Source organism: Paenibacillus sp. HJGM_3 (assembly GCF_045062745.1).
In the GTDB taxonomy this organism is placed as follows: Bacteria; Bacillota; Bacilli; order Paenibacillales; family NBRC-103111; genus Paenibacillus_AA.
Genome location: NZ_JBJGED010000006.1, coordinates 137,177 through 151,910, shown reverse-complemented (window position 1 = coordinate 151,910; position 14,734 = coordinate 137,177). Strand labels below are relative to the sequence as shown.

General features: G+C 59.7%; 10 protein-coding genes. 8 read left to right on the top strand and 2 right to left on the bottom strand.

Annotated features, from left to right (window positions below; translation table 11 throughout):
• Nucleotides 1-342: 342 nt before the first annotated feature.
• Nucleotides 343-1,407 carry an HNH endonuclease gene (locus ACI5FR_RS09180; RefSeq protein WP_405453710.1) on the bottom strand — a complete coding sequence of 355 codons (1,065 nt, stop codon included), beginning with the start codon at nt 1,405-1,407 and terminating at the stop codon, nt 343-345.
• Between the two features lie 253 nt (nt 1,408-1,660).
• Here ACI5FR_RS09180 and ACI5FR_RS09175 point away from each other — a divergent pair, with 253 nt between their 5' ends.
• The 5 genes from ACI5FR_RS09175 to ACI5FR_RS09155 all read left to right on the top strand — a co-directional run bounded on the left by ACI5FR_RS09175 (nt 1,661) and on the right by ACI5FR_RS09155 (nt 7,242).
• Nucleotides 1,661-3,817: a hypothetical protein gene (locus ACI5FR_RS09175; protein WP_405453383.1), complete on the top strand. Its 2,157-nt coding sequence runs from the start codon at nt 1,661-1,663 to the stop codon at nt 3,815-3,817.
• 68 nt (nt 3,818-3,885) lie between these two features.
• Entirely contained in the window at nt 3,886-5,280 is a 1,395-nt protein-coding gene (locus ACI5FR_RS09170; protein WP_405453380.1) for an extracellular solute-binding protein, read from the top strand.
• A 22-nt stretch (nt 5,281-5,302) separates the two neighbouring features.
• Nucleotides 5,303-5,476, top strand: a complete 174-nt coding sequence (locus tag ACI5FR_RS09165) for a twin-arginine translocase TatA/TatE family subunit (RefSeq protein WP_405453377.1) — start codon at nt 5,303-5,305, stop codon at nt 5,474-5,476.
• Nucleotides 5,477-5,542: 66 nt separating this feature from the next.
• Nucleotides 5,543-6,184, top strand: a complete 642-nt coding sequence (gene rnhA / locus ACI5FR_RS09160; protein ID WP_405453374.1) for a ribonuclease H — start codon at nt 5,543-5,545, stop codon at nt 6,182-6,184.
• A gap of 26 nt (nt 6,185-6,210) precedes the next feature.
• Nucleotides 6,211-7,242 carry an acrylyl-CoA reductase family protein gene (locus tag ACI5FR_RS09155; RefSeq protein ID WP_405453371.1) on the top strand — a complete coding sequence of 344 codons (1,032 nt, stop codon included), beginning with the start codon at nt 6,211-6,213 and terminating at the stop codon, nt 7,240-7,242.
• A gap of 586 nt (nt 7,243-7,828) precedes the next feature.
• Here ACI5FR_RS09155 and ACI5FR_RS09150 read toward each other — a convergent pair.
• Nucleotides 7,829-9,709 carry a bifunctional metallophosphatase/5'-nucleotidase gene (locus tag ACI5FR_RS09150; protein WP_405453368.1) on the bottom strand — a complete coding sequence of 627 codons (1,881 nt, stop codon included), beginning with the start codon at nt 9,707-9,709 and terminating at the stop codon, nt 7,829-7,831.
• A gap of 236 nt (nt 9,710-9,945) precedes the next feature.
• On the opposite strand from ACI5FR_RS09150, the gene ACI5FR_RS09145 reads away from it, so the two are divergent.
• From ACI5FR_RS09145 to ACI5FR_RS09135, 3 genes are all read left to right on the top strand, one after another.
• Entirely contained in the window at nt 9,946-11,046 is a 1,101-nt protein-coding gene (locus ACI5FR_RS09145) for a WD40/YVTN/BNR-like repeat-containing protein (RefSeq protein WP_405453365.1), read from the top strand.
• A 7-nt stretch (nt 11,047-11,053) separates the two neighbouring features.
• Nucleotides 11,054-11,329: a MoaD/ThiS family protein gene (locus ACI5FR_RS09140; RefSeq protein WP_405453363.1), complete on the top strand. Its 276-nt coding sequence runs from the start codon at nt 11,054-11,056 to the stop codon at nt 11,327-11,329.
• A 629-nt stretch (nt 11,330-11,958) separates the two neighbouring features.
• Nucleotides 11,959-14,724, top strand: a complete 2,766-nt coding sequence (locus ACI5FR_RS09135; protein WP_405453361.1) for an Ig-like domain-containing protein — start codon at nt 11,959-11,961, stop codon at nt 14,722-14,724.
• The last annotated feature ends 10 nt before the right edge of the window (nt 14,725-14,734 follow it).

Genomic DNA, 14,734 nt, shown 5'->3' with positions numbered 1-14,734 from the left:
AAAAAAGAGACGGTCAAAGGGGCATTAGGGTGATGCCATAACGTTATTTTTCCACAATGGGGCTGATTTCGAGGAATAGCGTTATGCAGCAACGTTATTTGTATGACTGCAGCACAAGAGGTCCGGGTAAAACGCTGCTTTATTAAAGTAGTAAGGAAAGGGCTCCTAAGCTGTAACGTTGAGAAAAGAAAAAAGCAAGGGCTGTTTCGGTAGCTCCTTGCTTTTTGTGCACCTACAAGCGTTTTTGATGCTTACTTGAAAGGAACTTTTTTACTCTACAGTGCGGTTGAAGGCCGACGGGCGTGCTGTAAAGTAATTAATCTACTCTACAGCCCCGCACCCTCACTCGAGCCCGCTCATAAACTCCTCAAGATCCCGATCCGCCTTCGACTGGTTGCAGAAGTTGCAGGCGCAGACGCAGTTGACCGGCGTCGTGTGGCCGCCTTTGGCGCGGGGGAGCAAATGATCGATCGTGTCCCCATATTGGCCGCAAAAGTGGCACGTATAGTTATCCCGGTTCAGAATGAGACGCCGGAACTCCTTGTTGCTATACAGCCGCTGGATCGTCTGCCGGTTGACGACGACGGCCGCGCGTTCGCGGACGAGCGTGTACGCCAGCTCCGGGTCGATCTCCTGGTACCAGCGTCGGCCGTTGTCGGTCTTGCCGCGCATGCGGATTATGCCGCTCCGCGTCGGCCTCAGGCTGGAGGGATCCAGCGGATGGGTTCTCGGATGCGCGGGGGTCTGCTTGATCGGTGCCGGCGAGGGCGCTTTGGCCGGCACATGCGGCTTCGCGTGAGTAGGCGCTCTGGCAGGCGCGGGCGCCCGCGCGGCAGCCGGAGCCTGGCCCGGCGCGCGAGGCTTGGCGGGGGCCGCTGCCCCCTTAGCCGACGCAGACTCGGCGGCAGGCTCCTGCCCCGAGGCGCCCGCTTCGCCCGGAGCCGCGACCAGAGCTGCGTCTCCGCGAGCCGCGTGCTGCGCCTTCGCTTTCTTGCGCCGGCGGCGACGGCGCTTGGGCTTGCCCTCCGCCGGAGTTAGCGGCGCTGCGCCCGGCTCCGGGTGCACAAGCGCGAGCTCATGCGCCACAACCTCAGCTGATGGCATGGTAGGCCCGCCCGCTTGCGTGTCAGCCGGCCTGCCCACCTGTACATCCGCCGGCCCGCCGCCCGAAGCGCTCGCCCGCACATCGGCCGGCACGATCGCCTGCGACTCCACCGGCCCGTCCGGCAGCACTTCGCGGCCGCCGTTCAGGTGCCGGCAAGCCCGGCACGTCCCGCGGCGCCGCGGGACGCCGGACTTCGAGCGGCTGCGCCGGAGGAACTCCGTCACCGGCTTGGCCGTCTGGCATTGCACACATATTTTAGTAGCCGCTATCGGCTCTTGAACTTCGGTATGGGGGGTCATCATAGGGGTCAAGGAACCGGCCGACCTGTTCCTTCCGTCACCTCGTTTGTGTGGAAACTCGAATAGTCTGAGTATACCACATTCGCACGAATTGCGGTGCAACAGCGCCGTGGCAGGGATTGACTGCGTTTACAGACCAAACGTATAATGATAAAAACAAACCACAAACAAATCACATCAAGCAATTTCAACCCATATTCTCATCCGAATAACAAACCACAATCAAACTAATTTGCGAATGAAGGGAACACGCCATATGTTTCAGGTCTCGAATATTCAAGCGCTCCTCGCGCTGAACACTAGCGAACGCGCCGCACACCCGCTAGTCTATGTCAGCGGGTATGCTCAGGAAGACGACGGCGGCGCGCAGCTCGTGCAGTGGAAGCCGGACAGCACCAAGACGCCAAACGGCGGCACCATACACGAGCCGACCGACGCGGACGGCCGCCCCGGCCGATGGGAGCAGCTGCACCGGGGTGTCGGCGATTTCCGCACCTTCGGTGTGTTCGGCCCGACCGTACCGGCAGATGCGGCGCTCGACGCGATGATGTCGGATCCGGCGATCCACAGGATCGAAGCGCATACGGATCTGAATTTCACGAAGCGCCATGTGTTCCACCGCAGCAACATCGAGCTCGATTTTCACAATCATACCGTCACTACGGCAGGGATCGAGCTGAATACGCGAGACAATCCGTTCGGCGCTGTCCTTTGCTTCCGGGGTACGCCAGCGGGCCAGACTCAATCGGTCGTCCTATCCGCCGAGCTGAAAGAATTAACCGACGTGCTGGAGGTAGCCGACGCATCCGCGTTCCAGGCAGAGGATTGGTGGATCGCCCGGGTCGAACCCCATGCGGAAGGCCGTGCGCAGCGTGAGCTCGATTACCTGCTGAGGGTGACGGAGATCATCGACGCCACGCACATCCGTGTCGGGTACAAGCTCGGCTGGCCCCTTGCGCCCGGACGGCAGATCACGTACACGCAGATGCATCCCGTGCAGCGGTGCCACGTGCGCAACATGCGTTTCGAAGGCGTGCCGGTGCCGCCTAGCATCTCCACGACTACCCGGCCGTTCGAGACGTGGGATCAGATCGGCTCGAACCCGGTCGCCTATGAGTTCGCCGTGGAGTGCGACGTCTCCGGCATCTACGCGACCCGCGTATTCTGGCCGGTCATCCAACGCCGCTACTGCTCCCACTACATCACGGAGCGCTGCGAGCTGATCAATCCCGTGGAGCGCGATTGGGGCGGGACCGGCTACCTGACACAGCAGCTCAATGTGCTCTACGGCCATGTCCGGGATTGCAACACGAGCAATTCCCGGCACTTGAACGACTTCACCTGCGCCGGCTATTGCATGGTAGAGAACTGCCATGCCGACGGCGACGAATACGGCCCGTTCGTGACGCACGGCCAGTTCGAGCACGACCTCGTGTTCGTCGGCAATTCCGGCTTGCTGTCGTTCGCGAACAGCGGCACGACATGGGGCAACAGCGCGAAGCGGATCACGGTGAAGCGGCACGTCGCCTGCCGGGTCGTCGCCCACAAGTGGCTGACCGACCTGACCCTGGAGGAGGTGCATGCGGTCCGGGTCGAAGGAATCGTCGATTCCGGCTCGATCTGGGCGAACGTCGACGGCCTGCAGATGCGGGGGTGCACCGCGGAAGCGATGCTCACCTTGAGCAAAGGCTCGAACCGCTCGAAGCGCCCGAACGTGATTGACGGCTGCGCCTTCGGCATGGTGGAAGGAGCCGAGCTGGCCCGCGGCGTCCATACCGGTACGACGGATCCGGGCTACACGCCGGTCGACGACGATCTCACTATCCTGAACAGCAAATTTTACAATGTGGAGCGCGTCGAGCTGGGCAGCATCAATAGGCTCACGCTGGTCCATACATGGTTTATCGGGGCGTCGGCGAACACAGGGGTCGTGCGCGTAGCTTCCCGCGACATAACGATGCAGGGCGGAGGCTTCGACAATTGCGGCTTCCTGTTGATCGGGGCATGGGACAAGTCGAATCGCGACGGCACGAATCCCGAGCGGCGCACCGATCAATCGATCGGGATCGAGCATGGGGCCACCTTCCGCGGTACGAACGAAGAGCTCGCTTTCCTGAAAAGCACGGACCCGACCAACCGGATCGTCTGGAGCTTCGGCAGCTGCACGAGTACGGCCGCGAATGCGGAGACGGCCCACTTTCATATCGAAGGCGGCTCGCATCGGCTGAAGGCGGTCGGCGCCGTATTCCGCGGCGGCCGTTACGAGGCGGCGAATGCCGGGTTCGGGGACAGCGCCGGTCAGTACCTCCTGCTTGCTTCGTGTGTCGAGGAAGGCGTGAATAGAGTATCGATGCCGGATGAAGGCAGCTCGGTACAAACGCGAATGGGCAATTTAATAATCGAAGAGCTCTGACACTGCAATAATATGGTATACTAGTCCTGACAGCGATGGAGCGAAGGATTGTAAATGGGGTATAGAACGTGACAAAGCAAACAGGTCGCAAGAGCTCCCGGGCACGATTAAACGACTTGGTCAGCACCCTCCGGGAGGAGATCTTATCCGGGCGGCGGGCGGCGGGGGAGTTTTTGCCTTCCGAGAAAGCATTCGCGGAGCTGCATAACCTAAGCAACCAATCGGTCCGCAAAGGGCTGGAGCTGCTGCTCGCGGAGGGGCTGATCGAGAAAATCCCCCGGGTCGGGAGCAAGGTGCTCGGCCGGCCGCTGGAAGGCAAACCGACGGTCAAGCTGGGCTTTCATACGTCGATCACGAGCGAAGGGCAGCTGGGCGAGCTTGTCGCCCGGTTTCACAAGGAGCACCCGGACATTCTCGTGCAGCCCGTACCCATGCCGCACTCGAGCTTCGGGCATATCAAGCAATATTTGACGGGCGGCATCCTGGATGCGGTTATGCTGAACTATAATGACTTTCAGGATTTCGCCGAGACGGCGCAGCTGGACTTGCTGGAGCCGCTGAGGCGGAATCCGGAGGTATATCCGTTCCTATCCGACGCCTTCACCGTAGAGGGCACCCAGCGGGTGCAGCCATTCATCTTCTCGCCGCTTGTATTATGCTACAACCGGCAGCACCTGCTGGAGCGGCAGCTTCCGGAGCCGGACAGCAGCTGGACATGGGACGTGCTGGTTGAGCAGGCCGGGAAGCTCGCCATGCCCGGGGAGCGGCTCGGCTTCCACTGCGACCTGCTGTCGCCGAACCGGTGGCCGCTGTTGCCGCTGCAGCTCGGTGTCCGGGTCGATCGTCGGCCGGATGGCAGCATCCGCCTCGCCGGCACCCGGATGATGGACGCCCTGCGGACATGCCGGGACATCAAGCAGAGGCTGCCGCTCTTGTCCGAGATCACGACCGGGCAATCCGAGCAGCTGCTAGCGAAGGGCAAAGTGTCGATTATCATGACGAGCTACTTTTACTTGAATTACCTGCTGAGGGAGCACGTGCCGTTCGATCTCGCGCCGGTCCCTCACTTCGGCACACCATCGACGCTGCTCTTGAACATCGGGCTCGGGGTCAATCGGGTGTCTCCGGTGAAGGAAGCGGCGATCCGGCTGGTCGATTATTTCACCGCCTACGAGACCCAACTGCTGATCCGCAAGACGACGTACAGCCTGCCTGCGTTGAAGCAAGCCGCGGAGTGGCAAGGGGAGGAGACGATGTACCGGCCTTCCCGGTTCTCCCTATTCCGAGAGACGATTCCGGGCTTCCGTTATTTCACCGACTTGGGGCTTACGGCCAGCGAGCTTGGGGAGATCAATCGGGAGGTCAAGCTATACTGGGCCGATCTCGAGAGCGAAGACACGTTTTGTACCCGCATGGAGGCCCATCTCTCAGCCTCCGGCGTTGCTATAGAAGCTAGACCATGATCCCTGACGAAGGAGGCATATTATGAATATCGGCGTTACCGGCGTGATCTTGATTATTCTGATCGTGCTGCTCTTGTTCGGCCCCTCCAAGCTGCCCAAGCTGGTGCAGTCGTTCGGGACGATGGTGCGAGAGCTGAAGAGCAGCAGCAAGGAACCGAAGGAAATCGAAGTCGAACGAGAGCGCAAGGACCCTTAATAGGGTGGAGTACCGGTGGCGGTGCTCTTTTTTTTCCCAAGAATACAAGAGAAGGGATGGTTGCGGATGGCGAAGTCCAAATATTACGTTGTCTGGGAAGGCAAAGTTCCCGGCGTGTACACCAGCTGGCCGGACTGTCAGCGCCAAGTGGACAATTACAAGGATGCCAAATACAAATCGTTCGAGTCGCGCGAAGAAGCGGAGGCCGCTTTTCGCAAAGGGTGGAAAGGCATCTGGGGGGCCGGCTCCGGCGCAGGCGGAGGCAAAACCAAAGCAAGTGCGGCAGCCGTCTCCAAAACCGAAATTGACTATGATAGCATCTCGGTCGATGTCGGGACGATGGGGAACCCGGGGCCGATCGAGTACAAGGGGGTGGATACCCGAACGGGAGAGGTGATTTTCGCTAAGGGGCCGATCAGCAAAGGAACGAACAATCTCGGCGAATTCCTCGCGATCGTGCATGCACTGGCGTACTTGAAGCAGCAGAACAGCACGAAGACGGTGTACAGCGATTCGGTTAACGCCCTGAAGTGGGTGAAGGCGAAAGCCGTCTCCTCCACGCTTGTGCGGGATGCTTCGACCCGGGAAGTATGGGAGCTCGTGGAGCGCGCGGAGCGCTGGCTGCAGACGAACCGGTACGAGAATAAGGTGCTGAAGTGGGACACGAAGAGCTGGGGGGAAATTAAGGCGGATTACGGGAGAAAATAACGACAATGAGCGAGGAGGCGTCGAAAATGAACACGGAACAAAAGGGCGGCATGCCGATCCAGGCAGATGGGGATCAACCGTTTCAAGCGTTAGTTGTCGACAAAGTCGAGGGGGACTTCCGGGCAGGGGTACGCACGATGAGGCTCGCCGAGTTGCCGGATCACGACGTGCTCATTCGCGTCCTTTACTCCAGCGTGAATTACAAGGATGCGCTCGCCTGCGCCCCGACCGGGAACATCGTGAAGACCTACCCGTTCGTCCCGGGCATCGATCTCGCCGGGGTCGTCGTTCGCAGCCGGGACGAGCGGTACCGGGAAGGGGACGAAGTGCTCGTAACCGGCTATGAACTTGGGGTAGCGCAGTTCGGGGGCTTCAGCCAATACGCGCAAGTGTCCGGCTCCTGGATCGTGAAGCGGCCGCCTGGCATGACGCTCCAGGAAGCGATGATTCTGGGCACCGCCGGCTTCACGGCCGCTCTGTCCGTGCATGCGCTGCAGGAGAGCGGCGTGGCGCCGGACCGGGGACCGGTCCTGGTGACAGGGGCTTCCGGCGGCGTCGGGAGCGTCTCCGTGGCGATTCTGGCCAAGCTCGGCTATGAAGTGGTCGCCAGTACGGGCAAGCCCGAGCTCGTGCCCGATCTGCTCACGCTGGGTGCGTCCCGCGTTATCACGCGCGAGGCGCTGATTCCCGAGCAGCCGCGGTCGCTGGACAAGCAAGTGTGGGCGGGGGCCATCGACTGCGTCGGCGGCAAGACGCTGTCTTCGCTGCTGAGCAGCGTCAAGTATGCCGGCGCGGTCGCGATGAGCGGGCTGACGGGCGGCGTCGAGCTGACCACTAGCGTGTTCCCGTTCATCCTGCGGGGCATCCGGCTGATCGGCATCGACTCCGTGTTCACGCCGATGGACACCCGGCTGCGCATCTGGGAGCGGCTCGCCTCGGACTACAAGCCGGCGGCGCTGTCCGGCATGTACACCGAGATCGGCTTGGAGCAGATCGCCGACTATGTTCCCTTGATCCTGCAGGGTCGGTCACGAGGGCGTCTGCTGGTCCGGCTGTAAAGTGCTTGAAGCCTAATTAAAAAGAAAGCCGTTCGGCCTGTCGTTAACGTGGTTAACTACAGAGCGAACGGCTTTTTTTTGCGGCTGTCCTGGAGCCGGCGTTAATGGGAGAGGGAAATCCTCCCTCTTTTAGGGCCTTTTTTACCGTTTTAGGCGGCTTGAGGGGGAAAAGCTCCTCCTCTTTCGGAGGAAAAGCCTGGATTTGGCTGATTTCTTCGGAAAGAGAGGGAGGAAATCCTCTTCATGGAAACCGCAGCACAAGAAACCCGTTGAAAAGAGGGAGAAAATCCCTTCCGCCGAACTTAGCGAGCTCACCGAACTCACGGAAGTCACCGAAGTCACCGTGCTCACGGAACACACCGTGCTCACTGAACTTACCGAACTTACCGAACTTACCGAACTTACCGAACTTACCGAACTTACCGAAGTCACCGAACTCACCAAACTCACCAAACTCACCGAACTTACCGAACTCACCAAACTCACCGTGCTTACCGAAGTCACCGAAGTCACCGAAGTCACCGAGTCACCGAACTCCCCGAACTCACCGTGCTCACCGAAACCTAACTTACCGCCAGGTCCCGGCTTAGTTCGCGGCTTCCACGATGCGTCCTTCCACGACGGGATGTACCGTGCCCCTTTTCATAAGCGTTTCTTCCATCAGCTCGTACATCGTGATCCCCGTGTTGAACGGCTTGCCGTCCGCGAACATCGAATATCCATCGCCGCCGGCGGCGATAAAATCGTTCGTGGCCACCTTGTACGTCTTCGTCAAATCGAGGGGCGCTCCCCCAACCTTCACGTCCAACACCCTCTGTCCAGCCGGAAGCGCCGGGTTATAGCGGAAGGACATGCCGCCGATCTGCGGGAACCGTCCCGCCCCGGACTCGACTTGGCTGACGCCGTTCTCGAGCGCCTCGCGGATCTGCTTCCCGGTCGCGTTTACAATAACCAGCGTGTTCGGGAACGGCAGCAGGCTGTACAGGTCCTTCTTCGTAATGTCGCCCGCAGCGAGCTGCACGCGAATGCCTCCGCCGTTCATCAGCGCCACGTCCGCTTCATAGCCCTTGATCGCCTTCGACTTCTCCAGCATCGCATCGGCGAGCAGGTTGCCGACGTTGCTTTCCTTCTTCCGTACGACCGTGCGGTCGCCGTCCAGGTTCACTTCGCTCTTGGCGATGACGACATTCATGACGCTGTCGATCTGGGAGGCGATTTGCTTCACCATCTCGGCTACTTGCGGGTCTTCCGCGACGCTCTCGTTATACTCCGTCAACCCGCCTTCGAAGGCGACGAGCTCGTCGTTCATATAGTATAGATCCGCTCGGCCGAGCGATTTGCCGTATTCCCAATCCTGCACGATATACGTGCCGTTCACGAGCTCCGGCGTCCGGATTGGCGTGTGCGTGTGGCCCCCCACGATCAGGTCGATGCCCGGTACTTGCTTCGCGATTTCCCGGTCGGTCTCGATGCCTATGTGCGAGACGACAACGACGTGGTCGACTTTTTTCTTCAGCTCCGGCACCAATTTCTTCGCGACCTCGACGGGGCTTTGGAACGTAAGTCCTTTTACATTGTCCGGGTGCGTGAGAATCGGAGTCTCTTGGGTGACGAAGCCCAGGAACGCAAATTTCTTCCCGCCGATCGTAGCGTAGTGGACGGGGTCCAGGAGATTGGTACCGTCTCCCTTGAACACATTAGCGTTGATGACGGGATAATCGAGCATGCCCTTCAGCTTGAGCAGCTGCTCATACCCGAAGTCGAACTCGTGGTTGCCGGCCGCCATCGCTTCATAATCGAGGGAATTCAAGATCGGAACGATCGATTCGCCCTTGAACTGATTGACGAAGACGGTGCCTTGGAACGTATCGCCGGCATCCAGCAGCAGGAAGTTCGGGTTGTCCGCCCGCCATTCTTTGATCAGGGTCGCCATTTTGGCATAGCCGAATTCCTTGTTCGTCTTGTCCTCCTGAATATGCCCATGCACGTCATTCGTATGGCCGATCGTGATGTGGGTGGTGATGGCTTGGCCGATCGCATTGAAAAACTCGTTCCGCGTGACCGACTCGGCGGCCGACAGCGGTACGTTATAACCGGCAGCGCCTGCCATAGAGATAATGCGGCTCGCCGTCGGCACCTGATCGGGACCAGCGGCTTCCTGGGCGGTTAGAACGCCTTGCTTGATGGCCCAAGCCAATGTGCCGGAAGCCCAATGTTTGTAAGTGGGGTCAGCCGGCAGATTGGCGTTCCCGTGCAGCCGGGCCAGTACCGTGGCTGCCTCGGCCAAGGTCACATTGCGGTCCAACTCCAGTTGGCCGCCCGACGCTCCCTCGAGGATGCCTTTCTTCTGCATCCATGACGCGTGCACGAGCGCTTCCGAGGCGGATGCCGCCGTTATCCCGGCCGACCATAAAGCTGCTGTCGCGGTCAGGGCGGTCAGCCCCACGATCCACTTTTTCGTTCTCATCCGAATGCCTCCTGCCATTAAAGGAATAGAGTAATAGAGTAGAGCGGTAGACTTCTAGTTCCATGATAAACCTGTATTGTTAAAGGAAACTAACTTTTGCGTAAAAAAATAGTAAAGGTTGGGAATGGGGTGGATAATAGAGGAAAAAGTGGAAGAGCGGCGAATATGTAAACCTGACATGATGTATGCGCATTCACGATAGGACTGTTTCACTATAAAGAGGAGGCTGAGGTAGCATGGGGAACCGGGTAAGGCTGCTGGTAGGGACGAATAAAGGTGTGTTTATGTACACATCGACGGCGGATCGGACGCAGTGGGAGCTGAGCGGACCGTTCCTGGCGGGTTGGGAAGCGTACAGCGTGCTGGGCGATAGCCGGCATGGCGACACGATCTACGCCGGGACGTCTCACGCGGCGTATGGCGCGACAATCCGTGTAAGCCGCGACTATGGGCAGAGCTGGACGCAGATCGAGGAAGGGCCGGCCTATTCGGCGGAGAGCGGCTTCGCGTTGAACCGCATCTGGCAGCTCCTGCCGGGCGCGCCCTCGCAGCCGGATACGCTGTATGCCGGCGTCGAGGAGGCGGGGCTCTTCGTCAGCCATAACCGCGGCCGCACATGGGAAGAACTCGACGCGCTCACGAAGCATCCGACGCGGCCCGGCTGGTTCGGCGGGGCGGGTGGCATGTGCCTGCACACGATTATCGTCGATCCGGTCCGTCCGGAGCGGATCTGGGTAGCGATGTCCGCCGTAGGCGTGTTCCGCACCGAGGACGGCGGCGCGACGTGGAGGACGTCCAACGCCGGACTTGCACGGGTACCGACGGGGCAGCCGTATGACGAGATCGGCTACTGCATTCACAAGATGGTGGCCGACCCGGATCGGCCGGATACGCTGTACATGCAGGAGCACGGCGGCGTCTTCCGCTCCGACGATGCGGGCGACTCGTGGTACCCGATCGAGGAAGGCTTGACGATGCGGGGCGCGGATGCGCCGTTCGGTTTCCCGATCAGCGTGTCCAAGACCGGGGACCTGTTCCTGATTCCCCTGGAGAGCTCCGAGCAGCGGACGATGAAGGACGGCCGGATGCTCGTGTACCGCCGTCACCGCGACGAAACCGTCTGGCAGCCGGTCGGCGACGTCGTGCCGGAGGAGAAGCGGCATGTCAGCGTGCTGCGCGACGCCATGACCGTAGACGCGCTCGACCCGTACGGCTTGTACTTCGGCACCACCTCGGGCGAAGTGTTCGCCTCGCTCGACCGCGGCGTCAGCTGGCAGCGGCTGCCCGGTCAGCTGTCCCGCATCCTGTCGGTCAAAATCTGGATCACGGAGGACTAGGGGCGAGATGGTGATCGAAGTATCGGTACCGGGCTTGCTCGCCGATTGTACCGGGGGACGCAGCCGCTTCCCCCTCGAGGCCGATACGCTGCAGGAGGCACTCGATCGGCTGTTCGCCGAATATCCGCTGCTGAAGCGCCATGTCTTCGCCGAGAACGGCGAGCTGCGCAAGCATGTGCTGCTGTGCTACAACGAGGACAACCTGGCGTGGCTGGCCTCGAAGGACATTCCGCTGAAAGCGGGCGACCGGCTGCACGTGCTGCAACTCGTGTCGGGCGGGTAGGCTGTGGAGATTGGAGCTAGTACGTGAATAGAGGAAAAAAGTTCATTTAATCAATCATTTCCAACCTTAATTAAGAAAATAAAAGAAAAAAGTTCATCTATTTGCTCTGAGAACTCGATTTCCTGAAGAAAGGGAGGGCATAGCTGCAAATTTTTCCTCTATTCGGTGCGGAGAACTGATTTATGGAGCAACAGAGGAAAATTTTTCAACTAAATTATTGGCTGTCTCCCTTCGTACTGCTGACCTCCAAGTTCTGTTGGAGGTTTTTCTTTTGACCCTTTAGTAAAGTTTGACCCTGAACGTTCTTCAGGAAAGGAAGATATAGCCCCCCGTCAACTGCCTCATTCTTCGTAAAAACAGTGCATTCTCCCGATCTACAACCCCAACTTCCCCCTCTCACATACCGCTTTTTCGTATTCTTCATCCTTTTTCCAATCGAGCAACAAACAATGAAGGATCGTTAAAAACGACGATGCCCTTCATGCATCCAATCGCTTACGATGGAAGTGTTTCCGGCAAGGAACCGACCGCGCGAAAGGCGCGAAAGGAGGGAAGAGCGTAGGCATCGCAGAGGACAGCTCTGAGCATCCCCATGACCCCACCCATTACGAATGGAAAGGTGTGGATTTATGCGCAAGTTCCCCCGCTGGTCCCGCAAGATCGTGCCACTGTTGTTCGTTGCCGCTCTTTTGTCCGCTCTGTTCCCGACCCTCACATCCGCAGCCGTGCAATCGTTCTTCGCGCCTGCCGAGACGTCGGGCAGTGTATCGGTGAAGCTGTACCCTATGGAAAACGTAACGTCCGGTCAAACGAAACTGGTCACGTTCGGCGTTCCGTTCCCCCGAGGATCCATTTCGCCGGCGAACGTCTCCAAAATTCGCGTCCTGAAGGGCGGCGTGGAGATTCCGGCTTACGTGGAAATGCAGACGCCATGGCGCCACATCACCAACGCTTCCCTCGACGGCGCTTCCGTCCGGGTCGCCCGCATCCAGATTCAGTATACCTTCACCTCGGTCTATCCCAACTCGGAGACGATCACGGTAGAATGGGGCACGACGAACCGCTCCCTGAACGTCTCGACGCTCACCAATCCTCGCTCCGCCTGGCATCAAGTCACATCCGGCACGTTCGTCGCCGCGGACAACGTCTATGAGCCGGACGTATACGCCGTACTGCCCAAGGAGTTCCTCGCCAAAGGCGTTCTAAAGGGGACGCGCATGAACCCATTCGACAGCAGCATTCCCGAGACGCGCTCCAATCCAACGACGATGGATGCGACCGAGCACTGGCCGGGGTATACGGAACGCGAGCACGCGATGAAGAACAACTTCTACAGCCTCATTAACGAAGACGATCCGGCGGTCATCTCGGGCGATTCCGGCTCGGGCTATCGAAGCGATTACAAGACGAACTATGATCCTTGGCTGTACGACCGGGCCGCGACGATGTTCACGCTTTACATGCAGAACGGCTCGCTAAAAGCGCTGCGGGAAGCGGTTCGGCACACCGACTTTTATAAAGGCCAGCTGTACCCGGCCAGCACGACACCAGCCCGGGCGATCGGCTTGTTCAAGCTCAAGAACCCCGATCCCAATGGATGGCCGGGCGGCAATGGCGCGATGTACAGCTACAATGAGTCGCTCGCGTACAACTACTGGCTCACCGGCGACAGCGACATGCTGACTTACATCCCGCTCGTCGTAACGGCGCATGAGACGAATGACGAGCCGACTCGATGGAACTCGAGCCTGACTACGTGGACGGAGCGGCATACCGCGTTCCGGCTGCTGGCGAACCTGATCGCCTACGAGGTGACCGGCAACAGCACGTACAAGACGAACGTACAGACGCAAACCGGAGATTTCATCTGGCATCAGAATGGAGCGGGCGGCGTTCTGCCGGCAGGCCGCGTGGACGGGGGGTTGTACCACTACGGCAGCCAGCATGGCGACGGGGTACCTGGCGATCTGGTCGCTTCCTCCTGGATGACGGTGCTGACGGCGGATGCGATGACGCGGGCTTACGTTTTCACGGAGGATACGGCCATCGCAGGCTTCGTCAAGCGGGTGGGGAATTTCCTCAATACCGCCTCCAAGGCCGACGCTTACCACATGTACGATACGTACACCGGTACGTTGCGCTATCCGGATTACATGATGAAGTACGACGGCACGACGGACGCGAACGACGGGGAGCGGGGCAGCGCCTCCAACCCTTATGGCGGCACGACGATCGAGCATGACCTGGATGTGTCCGGAGCGATGCTGTGGGCGGAATATTTCAATCAGCTGACCGGCGGCGCTCCGAATACGACATGGAAAAATACGATCGGCGAGCTGTACGAGGGGTACGATATCGGAGTGAATTACTGGATTCGTCCGACCGGCCCGTCGGCAGGCAAGACGGCTTACCGCGTCACGCCGAACCGCAAGTGGGGCTGGGAGCATAGGACGACAGGCAGCTACTCGTGGCTCGCTTCGCAGATTTTGACCGGCACTCCGCCATCGGATACGACCCCTCCGACCGTCTCGGTCACGGCGCCAACGGCGGGATCGACCGTTAGCGGGACGGTGACGTTGTCCGCGAACGCAGCCGACAATGTGGCGGTCGCAGGCGTTCAATTCCGGGTAGACGGCTCGAATGTAGGATCGGAAGATACGGTGGCGCCGTATTCCATCTCGTACAGCACGCTTGGATTGAGCAACGGATCGCATACAATCACGGCGGTCGCCCGTGACACGGCGAACAACACGACGGTCTCGTCGTCCGTCACCGTCACGGTCTCGAACGGGGTTCCTAGCGGGACCGCAACCTTCCAGCAGGGCGTGAACGGGTATGCCGGCACGAAGGATGTCTCGATCAGCTCCCAAGGGGGCGGCAATGGCTACAACATCATCAACGGGACCCTGAAAGTGTTCGACCAGACCGGGCAAGCCACACCGTACGAGATCAACTCCTTGATCCGGTTCGACAACCTCTCGGTTCCGGCCGGCGCCACCGTCCAGTCGGCGAAGCTGACGCTTACGGTCAATACTTGGGCCTCCGGCTTCACCATGCAGGGACGGTACATGCTGACCGACTATGATCCAACCTCGTCCTCGATCGGGTGGCAGAACCGCAATGCAAGCTCGACGTGGGCGACACCGGGTGCGAAGGGCAGTGGAACGGATTACGTCTCCGGCAAGTCATTCGCCATCACAGGCTTCACGGCTACAGGGAATCAGACGCGCGAGGTGAATCTGGATCCCGCCGTCGTGCAAGGCTGGATCAATAACCCTTCGAGCAACAAAGGCGTTCTGCTGTTCATCGACCATACGTCGAACATCGCGATGGACATCTATTCCGCGGAAGACGCGACCGCGGGCAACCGGCCCTTATTGACGATCACTTATTAAACGGCGAGAA